This is a genomic window from Pantoea sp. ME81, from assembly GCF_903970985.1.
Classification (GTDB): Bacteria; Pseudomonadota; Gammaproteobacteria; order Enterobacterales; family Enterobacteriaceae; genus Pantoea; species Pantoea communis.
In genome coordinates this window covers 1-13,210 of record NZ_CAJCKS010000018.1, presented here as the reverse complement: position 1 = coordinate 13,210, position 13,210 = coordinate 1, and the positions used below count along the sequence as shown (strand labels likewise).

Genomic DNA, 13,210 nt, shown 5'->3' with positions numbered 1-13,210 from the left:
ACTGATCTCCTGTCTGACTAACAGGAGGAATGACATGACCATTCATAAGAAAGGATCGGCCCATTGGGAAGGCGACATCAAAGGCAAAGGCACCGTGAGCACCGAAAGTGGCGTGCTGAGCAACCAGCCTTACGGTTTCAATACCCGCTTTGAGGGTGAGAAGGGCACCAATCCGGAAGAGCTGATCGGAGCTGCACATGCGGCGTGCTTCTCCATGGCGTTGTCGCTGATGCTGGGTCAGGCTGGGCATCCGCCAAAAAGCATCGACACCACGGCGGATGTGTCCCTGGACAAGAAAGGTGAAGGTTTTGCCATTACCAAAATCGCACTCACCAGCACCATCGCGCTGCCAGGTATCGATAGCGCCAAATTTGATGAGATTATTCAGAAAGCCAAAGCGGGCTGCCCGGTGTCACAAGTCCTGAATGCTGAAATTAGCCTGGACTATACGCTGAATAATTAATCGCCCTTACGCTTTACCAGCGTTAGAATAACGATGCGCCTCAGGGCGCATCGTTGCTTTCTGCCGTCTGGAGGATGCGTGGGGAAAAAACTGGCTGCAACTAAACACTGGAAAATGATTGTGGTGCTGCTGTGCATCTGCGGCGCGCTGATGCTGATTCGCTGGGCGGCGATGATATGGGGTTGAAAGACTGGATCTGCCGCCATAAGCTCGGCGTGCTAGTGATGGTGATTCTGGTGCTGGAAGGGGTGCACTATCTGCTGACCGCCTCCTGGTTGCCATGGCAACTCGGTTGATTCAGGCGTACTCGCTGTCTGGATGGCGAACGTTACGCACACTGCTGCGCGCAATGCGATAGGCCTTGCGTGGGTCACCCGCCACAAACTCAAAGGTCGGCGAGTAGTAGAATGGCAACCAGCCTTCAAAGCTGCTCTCCCACTCCCAGCGCACCGGGCAGGGCCAGAGAATGCCATCATACAAAATGTAATAAACCCAGCGTCCGTTTGGACGACGGGGGCGAGTCTTCTTCATGGGATTCACAACGGTAATAGTGTAAAGCAGCTTATATTTTGGACGCTATGCGCCGATCTTGCAATGCCGTCTGGCTTATTTTTGTACAGCTCAAATAAAACTGGCACCGAATTAACGGTGCACTTCCCCGCACAGCAGGACCACATTCGGTCGAACTTTATGGATGCGGTCGGCCATTTGCTCACAGGCCACTTTGGTCGGGTAGATACGTTCTGACACCGGTAAGGCGTCACAGGCATCATGTCCACACGCGCTCACTAACAACACAAAACCAATCAGCATGATTGGACTCCTTAAACACGTTCCTGATGATACGGGAAGCAGTGGCTGTTCGTTCCTTTTTTTAATCCAGTATAGCCAAACGGCAGGAGAGTCAATGATCACCTTGAGCGGCCTTGTGGTGCGAACGGTGAGATTATAACCAGCCGGACGCACAACAGCATGACAATCTGAGCTAAACTGTGCGGCCCTGACAAAAATGATGAGTGAGTGACCAATGTTGAACGAAATTGCCCATCCGGCCAGCAGCCCAAAACAAGCCGCGCTGCAACTGGTGATTGAACTGGTGCGTGCAGGCAAACTCAGCCCAATGCAAGGCGATGCTTCAAACATGATTTCAATTTACGAGCAGTTCAAAGCCCATTTTGAGGCGGACAAACACAAAGACTCGGCCATTTCCTGATGCTTTTATTCTGAAAACAGCGCAATCTCTTGCGCTGTTTTTTTATGCATAGAACCAGGCGGGCAGAATCGCGATCAGGTTATTCAGCGTATGCAGGAAGATGGGCAGCGCGAGGCTATTGCTGCGCAGACGGGCGTAACACAGCAACAGTGAAAACAGCGTCAGGGCCACGATGGTCTCCCAGTGCACGTACTGCGTGTGCATCGCGGCGAACAGCAGCGAGGTGAGTAGCATGCAGGCGAAGCGACTTTTCGGCGCCCATAACAGAAACCCCTGTAACAGAAAACCGCGGAACAACACCTCTTCAAACACTGGCGCGAGCAGCACGGCGGTCAGCAGCAGGATCAACATCGAACTGCGACCCTGTTGGCTCTGGGCAATCAACCAGCCTTCCGGTTGCAGGAATTGCGTTTGCGCCACCATCAGTGCCACCAGCGCACCCACAAACAGCAACGCCTGGCCGGGACGGAGATATCCCAGCGGAATGTCAGTGCGGCGTTGGCAGTAAAAACGATACAGCGGGTAAATTACCGCGAATTCGAACAAGCAGAGCACCGGCACCAGTAAACCGTTATTACGCAGCGCCCCGTAGTTGGGAAACAGCGTAATCAGCATGGTCACGACGTAATACACCACAAAGCTCGCGGCATAGAACAGCGTCAGCGTCACTTTGTCGGATTGGGTGTCCATAATTAGCTCAACGGGCAGAGGAAAACGCATAGTAGCAATGGCGATCATTGCTGTCGAGATGGCCCCACACAGAATCGCACTGCTCAAAAATTCCGCCGCGAGGACTAAATCTGCGGCGGCCTGCGCCGATAACCAAAAAAACCATTACAGGACAGAGGCGCATCGAAAGCGCACCCTGTCTTCTTTTTTGCTGCCTCTGTTTTGCGAGCACATTGCATGAATTCTGAGTATCACCGGCACGCGACCTTGCCTGCCAGGGCTAATATGGAAGCACACACGGTAAGGGTGACGCGACGCAGTCTGCGCACCTTAACGTCGCTACTCTTTGGCGTGCTATTGCTTTCTGTCGTAATGGTGCTGGTGATTGCCCATCGACAAAACACTGACTCCATCCAGCAGGATGTCAACCTGATGCGCCAGGCCTGGCAACAGCAGCAGGAGAAGATGATCACCGATGTACGTGATTACGCCAACTGGGGTGAAGGCTGGAAGAATCTGCACCTGACGGTAAATAAAGTCTGGGCGTGGGACGAGGAGAACTTAGGGCCGGGACTGTATAAGGAGTATCACTATGACGGCGTGTTTGTCATCGATGGTGCCGGCAAAACGCGCTATGCGGTAGTAGATGGCAAATTGTCAGAGGCTTCGCTGGAGAGTTGGCTGGGCGGGCAAACTGCACTGTTGCTGGCCGCCGCCCGTCACCAGCCTGACGATGGCATTACGCGCAATGCGATAATCAATCAACAGCCGGCATTGGTGGTAGCCGCGCCGATCACGCCAGGCAAGGTACCCGATCTTCCCACTATTCCGGGCCCAGCTTCGGTGATGGTGTTCGTCAACATCATGACCCCGGAAAAATTGCAGGCCTTTGGCAAGGCACTCAATGTTATTGCGCCGCGCATCGCCAATGGCTTAAACGATGCGTTGTATGAACCGCGGCTGGCCGAACCGGTGATTCAGGGCGAGCCGCTGGTATTGCGCTGGCAGGCCAAAAATCCCGGTTTTGGCGTGATCTGGCTGATGATGCCACTGTTGCTGTTTACGGCGCTGGCAGTTGCGCTGGTGACACGCCGTGTCATTCGCCATGCGCTGCATAACGCCGTTATTTCCGATCGTCGCTTTGAAATGCTGGCCATCAGCCAGCGTGAACTGGCCAACAGTGAAGAGCGTTTCCGCGATCTGGCAGAAGCGGCCTCGGACTGGATTTGGGAAGTCGACGATCAGGGCCGTCTTTGCTATCTATCCTCGCGCTTTGCGGCCGTCACCGGACACGATATTAAAAGCTGGATTGGACGCCCGCTGGATCAACTCCTTAGCCATCCTAGCCATTCGCTGGTGGCCTGGCTGCTGCGTCAGGGCGATGAAATGCAGCATGTGCCGCTGCGCTGCCAGTTTATGGCTGCCAACGGTGAGCGCCGTATTGGCGAACTGATGGCGAAGACCATTCGCCGCAACGGCTTGCGCACCGGCTTTCGCGGTGCAGTATCTGATATCACCCATGAAGTGGATGCGGAAGCACGCATCCAGTTCCTGTCACGCCACGATCTGCTCACTGGCCTCGCCAACCGCATGCAACTGCAGGAATTTCTGACCACGCATCTGGAACACGCCACGCAAGCGTCACCGCTGTTTGTGATCAGCTTCGATCTGGATCAGTTCAAACCGATCAATGATTCATGGGGCCACGCGGTGGGCGATGTGGTGCTGAATGAGATTTCTCAGCGGCTGAAAAATCTGATTGGTCCCGATGAACTGGCGGCACGGCTGGGCGGGGATGAGTTTATTCTGCTGCTGCGCGAAAGCTCGCGTGCCGGTCTGGAGTATCGTTGCCGTGCGCTGCAGCGCGCCGTCCATCAGCCAATTATCACCGGCTCACACCAACTGAGCCTTACCGCCAGCATGGGGATTGTCAGCGCGCCGCAGGATGCCAGCCAGCCGGAAGCCTTGCTGCGACTGGCGGACATTGCACTCGGTCAGGCCCGCACGGCTGGACGCGATCGCTGGGTGTGGTACTCCAACGATATGGCCAACCATATTCAATCGAAACGCGATATGGTGCAGGCGATTGAAGAGGCGCTGCGCAACAACACGTTTTCCCTGCACTATCAGCCGCGGTACCAGCTGCAAAGTGGACAGCTGGCTGGCGCGGAAGCGCTGATTCGCTGGCAAGTGGCTGAGGATCAATGGATTACCCCTGACCGCTTTATTCCGCTGGCGGAAGAGAATGGGTTGATCGCTGCCATCAGTGACTGGGTGCTAATGCGCGCCTGCCATGATGCCAGCGATTGGGGCGACCAGCGCTACGTATCCGTGAACATCTCTCCGGTGGAATTCCGTAACAGCGATCTGGTGGATCGTGTCGCACACGCGCTGGCGGTGAGCGGTTTACCGGCCACACGGCTGGAACTGGAGATCACTGAAAACGTGACCTTCGAGCATCCCGATCGTGCGCTGGAAATCATGCAGGGGTTACGTGCGCTGGGCGTGCGGCTGACGGTGGATGATTTTGGTACTGGCTATGCTGCCTTAGGCTATCTCAAAACCTTCCCGTTCAATGGCTTGAAAATCGATCGATCATGGATGAAAGAGTTCCCGGAATCCAGGCAGGCGCAATCAGTGGTGGCGGGGATTGTCGGATTGGCGCGGGCATTTGCACTCACCATCACGGCAGAAGGGATTGAAACCGAAGCGCAGCTCAATGAGCTGAAGGCGCTTTCTTGTGAAGAGGGGCAGGGCTATTTTCTCGGCAAGCCAATGCCACTTGCGGCGTTTAAAGTGCGCTTGCAGGATGAAAAAGAAGCCGCTCAATAAGTGCGGCTTCTCGGTTATGGCGGCAGTTTAGCCGCCCGTCTCATCAGGGCTTAACGCACCCGAACCGCAACCACGGTCATCAGGATGGCAAAGCCGATAAAAATGGCAAGTTCCATCATCGTCACCTCAGATAATTCTTAGTTAATTGTAGTGACTCAGCGCGTGAACTTTAGACCGTGTGTGCGGTTAATCCTGGAAGTTGAGAGGAAGATCGCGCGTTAGAGCACAATTATTCGACTAATCCTCTGTCATTGTTTTCACAATAAGGGCTTGCTTTGTTACTCTCGGGAACGGTTCGTTTACTATCCAGGAGGAGAAACTTGTGACCCATTATGGAAAAGCGTTACTGGCCACGGCCTTTTTTGCCTTAACCGCCTGTCAGTCCGCCAGCAAACCGGACAGCACCGCTGCCGTCAGCCACGATCCCGAAACCGATCAGTGTGGCGCATCGCAATATCAGAATTATATCGGCCAGCCACTGAGTAGCCTTGATACCCAACGCTTTGCGGTGCCGGTGCGCGCCATTCCGTGGAACGGTGCCGTCACCATGGACTTCAACCTGCGCCGCCTGAATTTTACTGCTGATCAGAGTGGTAAAATTTCGCGGGTTTATTGCGGATAAATTCAAACGGACATCGCATTGTCATCGGGCTGTCATGGCGCCGGGCGAGGATAGCTGCGCATTACGGAGATTTCCTCGTCACTCTCGAATATGCAATGCTCGTCTTGTTTCTTCCCGCCTCGGCGGGAATTTTTTTATCTATTAATCCGTACTGGATTGATGAGGAGCGACGATGAGACACACCAAAAAAATTCTGCTAATCACCCTGCTATTAAGTCCACTGGCGCACGCCTCGAGCGAAGCCGCCTGGCAGCAAAACAGCCAAACCCGGCAGCAAGCCTGTCTGAAAGCCAGCGGCCTGAAAGGGGTGAAGGTGGTGGGGAAACCGATTCAGTATGACGACAGCGTCGGCTACGACGCGGTACTGCTGGAAGGGCGTTATCCGCAGAAGCACATGAAAAATCAGATTGGGCGTGAGCTGTGCCTGTACCAGCGTACAAGCGGAAAAGCGGTGGTCAGCGAGGCCGATCACCTGCGCGCAGTGAAGTAACACGATATGGAGGCGCGCCCGCTTACGGCGCGCCTTGAAGTCCCTGAACGCTGTAAATGTCCTTTAAATCCGCCGCACACAAGGCGATTTCTTCGGTGGTTTAATGACGGCACCTTACGGCTTTTGTTGTCTGTCTTCCAGCAACTGCGCCAACAGATTGCGATAGCTTTGGAGCTGCTGCTCATCCCCCTCAAACTCCAGTTTGGCAATCACCCGCGCAATGATCGCTTTGCTGGTCGCGGGCTGACCATCATCCATCAATTCGCGCATGATCGCTGCCAGCAGATCGCTCTCGTGCGGCGCATGCCAGGCAGGACTGTTGAAGTAGTCGGTAATCGCCCGGCTGGCGCTGTTAGGATGTGCTCTCATGGCTGACCTCCGCAGAGACAACGATGCCCACCGCCGTTTATTGGCAGCATTGGGAAATATGGGTTAAGCATGGGAACTGTCCAGAACGGGCAGCGCCTCGCCAGCGATAGCCGGTGATTTTTTAAACATAGATGCGGCGTCGAATATTGTCAGTAATGGATAGACATATTTTTTCACGTTTGCTCTCTATCGCGATGCGCTTATCTTGCTGAGTTGATTGTTACAGCACATAAAGACACTACAAATCGTGCCCCTTACACTATTTGCTGTGAGCAGAATCACGCACGGCAGCGAAAAACTGCGTTTTTAACCTGATGCCATGTTTTGCCGTCCAGCGATGTTATGAGGTTGTTAGACTGAACCCTCATTTCATTTTTCTGATGCTCACGCCCATGCTACGCTCCATCGAGTCCTGGAAGGTCAATCTGATTTCGGTCTGGTTTGGCTGTTTTTTTACCGGATTAGCCATCAGCCAGATCATTCCCTTCCTGCCGCTCTACGTTGAGGAACTCGGTATCCATGGCACCAATGCACTGAGCGTCTGGTCGGGTCTCACCTTCAGTATCACCTTCATCGTATCTGCTGCGGTGGCACCGCTGTGGGGCAGTCTGGCTGACCGTAAAGGGCGCAAGCTGATGCTGTTACGCGCATCCTTTGGCATGGGCGCGGTGATTCTGCTGCAGGCGTTTGTGACCGAAGCATGGCAATTGCTGCTGCTGCGTGCGCTAATGGGCCTGACATCCGGTTATATTCCTAATGCGATGGCGCTGGTGGCCGCTCAGGTTCCGCGTGAGCGCAGCGGCTGGGCATTGAGCTGTGTCTCCACCGGACAAATTGGCGGCGTGATTCTGGGGCCGATGATCGGCGGGCTTCTGGCTGACTGGCTGGGACTGCGCATGGTGTTTATTGTCACGGCAGTGCTGTTGATGGTGAGCTTCCTTGTCACGTTGTTCCTGATCAAAGAGACCGGCTACACGCCAGTGAGCAAGCAGGACAAAATGAGCGGACGCGAGGTGTTCCGCAGCCTCGACAATCCTCGCCTGATGATGTGCTTGTTCGTCACCACCATGGTGATCCAGATGTGTAACGGCTCGGTGAACCCGATCCTGACGCTGTTCGTGCGTGAGCTGGCGCCCGATGCGCAGAATCTGGCCTTCCTCAGTGGTGTGATTGCCGCACTGCCGGGCGTTTCGGCGCTGATCTCCGCCCCTCGTTTGGGTAAGCTGGGCGATCGCATTGGCACGCAGCGCATTCTGATAGGCACCATGCTGTTTTCTCTGGTGTTGCTGATGGCGATGTCATTCGTTACCAGCGCCACCCAGTTAGGCGTGCTGCGTTTCCTGCTGGGCTTTGCCGATGGCGCGATGATGCCTGCAGTACAAACGCTGCTGGTACGCCACTCGCGCGATAATGTCACCGGACGCATCTTTGGCTACAACCAATCCTTTATGTATCTCGGCAACGTGGCCGGCCCGCTATTGGGTGCGGCGGTGTCTGCTGCGACCGGCTATCGCTGGGTCTTCTTCGCTACCGCCGTGGTGGTGCTGTTGAATGTCCTGCTTCTGCGCCGCTTCTATCGCCGCCCGAAAACCGAGCTGACTCCACCGCTGAGCCAGCAAGGTGAGGCGGCGAAGAAGTCTACTGGCGCAGCGTCAGCGCGTAGTGCCACTGCTGCTGAGAAAGCAAAAACTCCGGGCTGACGCTGGGGCTCCAGGAATCGTCACCGCCCACGCCCATATGGAAGCCATCAAGGTGCAGCCAGCAGCCTTCCTCTTCCCGCAACAGATGGCGATGCGAGGTATCACGCAGCTGTTCGAGGCTGTAGCGGCTGAGCGAGAACGCAAAATCGCCGCTCGCCTGCCAGCTGCCGGTATCAAGCTGGCGCGTACCGCAGCGCAATCCATTTTCACCGGGAAACACATAGGCGGTACTCAGCGAAGCCAGCGGCTGCTGCCAGTGTGAAAACTGCGCCGCCAGCTGACGATCCGGATAGTTTTCATGAGGGCCCAGGCCGAGCCAGCTCACACTCTGCGGCGCGCTCCTCAACTGACAACGCAACCCGATGCGCGCGGGAGCAGGCAAGCCCGGCGCCTGTTGCACCTCGACACTGACGCTCAACTCACCGTTGCCACCGATCTGATAACGCTTGTGGCTGGTAAAGATCACCTGCCCATTGGCCTGCCACTGATGCCAGGTTTCAATCAGCACGCTGTGTTTCAGGCTATCGACCTGCATATCCAGCAGCACTGCTTCCAGCTGGTTATAGCCCGCGTGTTTCCAGCGCTCCACCCAGGCATTGGGATCGACATTGGCGGCTTCACTGGTGCCGATATCGTTATCAATCGGCGCGCGTACAAAGCACTCCTGCAATGACGTCAGCATTGTCTCTTCATCGTTAACAAACCACTGCACCAATTCCCCACTGCGGCGCGAGAAGTGCCAACGCTGTTGCGGCAGTTGCACGGCAACCAAATCGTGATTGGCTATCAGCTCTGGCGCGGTGGGCGTGGCATCAATCACACGAGGCATTAACGCGGCGGGCAGCGGCCACTGATCCCAGGCCACGCGGGCATCGGCTTCCGACCATGCGGTGGCAGCGATCTGATGTACCGCGAGATTCAGCCACGCATTCCCTTGTAAGTGTTCAGCGGCTGGAATATCAATCGTCTGGCTGCCCTGCGCGACAAGATGCAGCGGCAGTTCGCCCTGCGCGACGGAAACGCCATCCTGTTCAATCGACCAGCGCAGCACTTCATTATCGCTGCTGCGGAACAGGTACTCGCTGGAGATCGTGAAACGCCAGGCGTTACTGGCATCGCGCTGGAACTGGAAGAATTGCTGTGCACGCTGCGCTTCAAACAAAGCCGGATGCGGCGTTCGATCGGCAAACACCAGACCGTTCATACAGAACTGGCGGTCGTTAGGCGTGTCGCCAAAATCGCCGCCGTAAGCCTGCCATGGCTGGCCTTGCTCGTCATAACGCGTCAGGCTTTGATCGACCCAATCCCAGACAAAACCGCCCTGCAGGCGCGGGAACTGACGGAAGGCCTGCCAGTATTTGGCGAAGCCACCGAAGCTATTGCCCATGGCGTGCGCATACTCGCACAGGATCAGCGGACGCGTTTCACCCGGCAGGCCAATCCATTTTTTCAATGACCACTTCGGTACGGCAGGGAAGGGCTGATCCTGATCAACGCGCGCATACATTGGGCAGACAATATCGGTGGCGGCAGTATTGGCGCCACCGCCTTCATATTGCACCGGACGGGTCGGATCGCTGCTTTTCACCCATTGATAGAGCGCATCATGGGTACTGCCATGGCCGGACTCATTGCCGAGTGACCAGATGATGATACAAGCGTGGTTACGATCGCGCTGCACCATGCGCGTGACGCGCTCGCTATAGGCGGCGAACCAGCGTGGATCGGCCGATAAACGGTTCATTGGCTGCATGCCGTGGGTTTCAATATTGGCCTCATCGACGACATACAGGCCATATTCATCGCACAGGCGATACCACAGCGGATGGTTGGGATAATGCGCACAGCGAACGGCGTTGAAGTTGTGGCGTTTCATTAATTCAATATCGCGCCGCATGCTGGCTTCATCCACCACCTGGCCATTTTCCGGATGATGTTCATGACGGTTCACGCCGCGAATCAGCAGGGCTTTGCCGTTGACGCACAGCTGACCGTTTTCAATGCTGACACGCCGGAAGCCGACATCGTAGGCTTCGGCTTCAATCACCTGCCCGTTGTCATCCAATAGCGTCACCACGGCACGATAGAGATGGGGCGTTTCCGCACTCCACAGCAGGGGATTTTTTATCGGCAGCACCAGCAGCGCGCGCTCTGGGTAATGCCCACGTTCGTCAATCACCGCACTGCCCGGCGCTTGTTCTTCGCTGCCGATGCAGGTTTCGTCCTGCCACAGGCTCACACGCAGACGGCACTGATTAAGCGGTCGTTCACCGGCGTTAATTTTGACACTCACGCGCAGATCGCCTCGGATATATTCCGGGCTCAGCGCCGTTTCGATTTGCACATCGGCCAGTTGAGTCGATGGCTTATGCAGCAGGCTGACGTCGCGGAAAATCCCGCTCATGCGCCACATATCCTGATCTTCTAAATAGCTGCCATCGCTCCAGCGCAACACCATCACTGCCAGTCGGTTCTGGCCACGCTGTAATGCCTGACTGAGATCAAACTCGGCTGGCAGTCGGCTGTCCTGTGAATAGCCGATCCACTGGCCGTTACACCACAGGAAAAAGGCCGAGTTAACGCCGTCAAACACAATGCGCGTTTGTCCTTGCGTCAGCCAACTCTCATCGACATTGAATGTGAGCGAATAACATCCGGTGGGGTTTTCCTTAGGAACAAACGGCGGGTTCACAGGAATCGGATATTGCACGTTAGTGTAGATTGGCGCGTCAAAGCCATGCAGCTGCCAGTTTGCAGGCACGGGCAGGGAGTGCGCGCCAGGCAAATCCTGCAGCAACCAGCTTTGTGGCACCGCTTCAGGCTGTGAGAAATAGCTGAAACTCCACTGTCCATTCAGTAACTGGCGTGATGGGGAAGGGGCATCGTCGCGCGCACTGACTTCATCGCGCCAGCTGGAAAACGGCGGATGGGCATCCAGACGGTTCAGGCTAGTGATCACCGGATTTTCCCAGTCGCGACGCGCCAGGATATCACTGAGAGAAAGGGTGGGCAGGGTCATGGTAAGATCTCATTGATTGTAATGCGCTCACATTGCGTCATTTCGCGCGGCGTGTAAAGTGATCGACCGCCCGCAATGGTTGAAATTTTCTTCAATATGATGATGCCTCTGTGGTTTTTTTGCGGGCGTAGTGCCAGTAATTTGTTAAGCGTGGTGAGCAGAGATGAATAGCGCCGGGTTGCAGAGAATTCTGTATTGTCGTGCCCGTTACCGCCTCATACACTCAGCCCGATTTCACCATCCAGAGGTAATTATGGTCCGTATTATTAAACTCGCTGCCGTTGTGGCATTGGTGACCGCGTTGAGCGGTTGTATCTTCCCACCGCCGGGTGGCGGAGGCGGTTGGGGTGGTCCTGGCGGCGGTGGCGGTCCAGGTCGTGGCTTTATGGGACCCCATTAATTAGCGCCAGACGTTAATGCATGATTACGCGCGAAACGTTTCGAAAAAGCCCGATCAATGAAGTGAAACGTTTCGCCGTTACATATTGAAATTCCGTTTCTTTTTTAACGCTGCGCTTATTCTAAATTTTAAGCAAACCGCCAAAAATCCCTGTTGTTTTAACCCCCTCAATGCTAACGTCTGTTTTCCATCTCTTATTGAGCCTGTCGCATGAAAAACCTTATCGCGGAACTTCTGCTAAAACTGGCTGAGAAAGAAGAAGAGTCAAAAGAATTAGTGGTCCAGGTAGAGGCATTAGAAATTGTGCTGACGGCCATGCTGCGTAAGCTGGATCCTGAACAATTCAACGAGATTGCGGCCGGTATCGCCACCGCGATGCCTCCACTTGCCCCTGCGGCAGAAACCCCAGATACCACTCTGCTGCGTAACTACGTTGAAAAGCTGCTGAATCATCCCCGCGTGTAAGCGTCACGCCACGCTGAAGAACCGATTTTGCTGTTAGCGTGCTCGCAGCAAGCTCTGGACGAGGGAATATATTTTTTTCTGCATTGCTTATTTCCTGCCATGATTAAGAGGCAATAATTCTATGGAGATTCCGGCAATGAAATCGTGTCTTTTGGCAATGATAGCAGCAGGCCTGCTGTTGGCGGGCAATGCGGGTGCAGCAGAGAAAACCGCCCAACAAAATAAAATGACCATGTGTAATCAACACGCTTCCTCTCAGGATTTAAAAGGGGATGCGCGTAAATCCTTCATGAGCGACTGTCTGAAAAAAGACAGCAAGATGGGCAGCATGACGCCGCAGCAAATGAAGATGAAAACCTGTAATACCGACGCGGCTGATAAAAAACTCAGCGGCGATGCGCGCAAGACCTTTATGAGTTCCTGCCTGAAAAAAGCCTGATCGAATTGCACCTGATCTAAGGGTTCATACTGTGTATGAGCCCTTTTTATTGCCTCTCACTCACTGGTCAGAAGAAAAAGTAATAGCCGGAGCGTCGTCACATTTTAAGCGCGGTAACAGTGCCAGGATGTATTAATCCTAAATAAGGACTAATTAAAAAATAATCTATCCTTCCCCTCGAACCGGATGCTTTCGTCGGGCAGCTTTGACCTGTGGAGACGGCTATGAATGTGCTTGATTATGCTGTGATGGCGCTCTATGCGCTGATGATAGTGGCCATAACGCTCTGGGCGATGCGTAAAGTCGGCAGCACGCGAGATTTCTTCGCGGCAGGCGGGAAAATGCCTTGGTGGTTGTCGTAGTTCGGGAGAGGGTCGTGGAGAGAAAAAGTGGGAGTCCCTGGTTTAGTGTCAAAGGGGACCCGTAGAAGAAGAAATCACACCAGGACCAGATCCGCTGCGTGATACGACATAGCGACCCGTAGGTAGATGTGCATGGTGAAGGTCTTTCATATGTGGTATGTAGTCTG

General features: G+C 54.8%; 16 protein-coding genes. 11 read left to right on the top strand and 5 right to left on the bottom strand.

Translation table 11 applies throughout. The features are described from left to right. The first annotated feature begins 34 nt into the window (after positions 1–34). Positions 35–463: an OsmC family protein gene (locus H7A81_RS05340; protein ID WP_034830472.1), complete on the top strand. Its 429-nt coding sequence runs from the start codon at positions 35–37 to the stop codon at positions 461–463. Between the two features lie 78 nt (positions 464–541). Then, positions 542–649: a small membrane protein YniD gene (gene yniD, locus H7A81_RS27945; RefSeq protein ID WP_097117533.1), complete on the top strand. Its 108-nt coding sequence runs from the start codon at positions 542–544 to the stop codon at positions 647–649. A gap of 111 nt (positions 650–760) precedes the next feature. On the opposite strand, the gene H7A81_RS05335 is transcribed toward yniD, so the two are convergent. Both H7A81_RS05335 and H7A81_RS05330 read right to left on the bottom strand, forming a co-directional pair. Then, positions 761–994 (bottom strand): hypothetical protein, encoded by a 234-nt coding sequence (locus H7A81_RS05335; protein ID WP_034830475.1) that lies wholly within the window; start codon positions 992–994, stop codon positions 761–763. A gap of 111 nt (positions 995–1,105) precedes the next feature. Next, positions 1,106–1,276 (bottom strand): hypothetical protein, encoded by a 171-nt coding sequence (locus H7A81_RS05330; protein ID WP_007887091.1) that lies wholly within the window; start codon positions 1,274–1,276, stop codon positions 1,106–1,108. Positions 1,277–1,490: 214 nt separating this feature from the next. Between H7A81_RS05330 and H7A81_RS05325 the strand changes: the two genes are divergently transcribed. Then, positions 1,491–1,676 (top strand): hypothetical protein, encoded by a 186-nt coding sequence (locus tag H7A81_RS05325; protein WP_034830477.1) that lies wholly within the window; start codon positions 1,491–1,493, stop codon positions 1,674–1,676. A 42-nt stretch (positions 1,677–1,718) separates the two neighbouring features. On the opposite strand, the gene H7A81_RS05320 is transcribed toward H7A81_RS05325, so the two are convergent. After that, complete coding sequence (locus H7A81_RS05320; protein WP_034830547.1) at positions 1,719–2,366, bottom strand: CPBP family intramembrane glutamic endopeptidase; 648 nt, start codon at positions 2,364–2,366, stop codon at positions 1,719–1,721. A gap of 216 nt (positions 2,367–2,582) precedes the next feature. Here H7A81_RS05320 and H7A81_RS05315 point away from each other — a divergent pair, with 216 nt between their 5' ends. The 3 genes from H7A81_RS05315 (at position 2,583) to H7A81_RS05305 (ending at position 6,289) form a co-directional block, all read left to right on the top strand. Continuing rightward, positions 2,583–5,177, top strand: a complete 2,595-nt coding sequence (locus H7A81_RS05315; protein ID WP_182056938.1) for an EAL domain-containing protein — start codon at positions 2,583–2,585, stop codon at positions 5,175–5,177. Between the two features lie 322 nt (positions 5,178–5,499). Beyond that, complete coding sequence (locus H7A81_RS05310) at positions 5,500–5,799, top strand: I78 family peptidase inhibitor (RefSeq protein WP_045833892.1); 300 nt, start codon at positions 5,500–5,502, stop codon at positions 5,797–5,799. Positions 5,800–5,971: 172 nt separating this feature from the next. Then, complete coding sequence (locus H7A81_RS05305; RefSeq protein ID WP_058961474.1) at positions 5,972–6,289, top strand: hypothetical protein; 318 nt, start codon at positions 5,972–5,974, stop codon at positions 6,287–6,289. Positions 6,290–6,403: 114 nt separating this feature from the next. On the opposite strand, the gene H7A81_RS05300 is transcribed toward H7A81_RS05305, so the two are convergent. Next, positions 6,404–6,658, bottom strand: a complete 255-nt coding sequence (locus H7A81_RS05300) for a biofilm development regulator YmgB/AriR family protein (RefSeq protein ID WP_034830488.1) — start codon at positions 6,656–6,658, stop codon at positions 6,404–6,406. Positions 6,659–7,050: 392 nt separating this feature from the next. On the opposite strand from H7A81_RS05300, the gene H7A81_RS05295 reads away from it, so the two are divergent. Continuing rightward, positions 7,051–8,358, top strand: a complete 1,308-nt coding sequence (locus H7A81_RS05295) for a multidrug efflux MFS transporter (RefSeq protein WP_166933678.1) — start codon at positions 7,051–7,053, stop codon at positions 8,356–8,358. On the opposite strand, the gene H7A81_RS05290 is transcribed toward H7A81_RS05295, so the two are convergent. Further along, positions 8,297–11,377, bottom strand: a complete 3,081-nt coding sequence (locus H7A81_RS05290) for a beta-galactosidase (protein ID WP_182056937.1) — start codon at positions 11,375–11,377, stop codon at positions 8,297–8,299. The two genes, H7A81_RS05295 and H7A81_RS05290, sit on opposite strands and share 62 nt — an antisense overlap. A gap of 253 nt (positions 11,378–11,630) precedes the next feature. On the opposite strand from H7A81_RS05290, the gene H7A81_RS05285 reads away from it, so the two are divergent. From H7A81_RS05285 to H7A81_RS05270, 4 genes are all read left to right on the top strand, one after another. After that, positions 11,631–11,777 carry a hypothetical protein gene (locus H7A81_RS05285; RefSeq protein WP_166933682.1) on the top strand — a complete coding sequence of 49 codons (147 nt, stop codon included), beginning with the start codon at positions 11,631–11,633 and terminating at the stop codon, positions 11,775–11,777. Positions 11,778–11,987: 210 nt separating this feature from the next. After that, positions 11,988–12,242: an anti-adapter protein IraP gene (iraP, locus tag H7A81_RS05280; protein ID WP_034830496.1), complete on the top strand. Its 255-nt coding sequence runs from the start codon at positions 11,988–11,990 to the stop codon at positions 12,240–12,242. A gap of 136 nt (positions 12,243–12,378) precedes the next feature. Further along, positions 12,379–12,681, top strand: a complete 303-nt coding sequence (locus tag H7A81_RS05275; RefSeq protein ID WP_034830548.1) for a PsiF family protein — start codon at positions 12,379–12,381, stop codon at positions 12,679–12,681. Between the two features lie 224 nt (positions 12,682–12,905). Continuing rightward, positions 12,906–13,043, top strand: coding sequence for a hypothetical protein (locus H7A81_RS05270; protein WP_182056949.1), 138 nt, complete (start codon positions 12,906–12,908; stop codon positions 13,041–13,043). Positions 13,044–13,210: the final 167 nt, after the last annotated feature.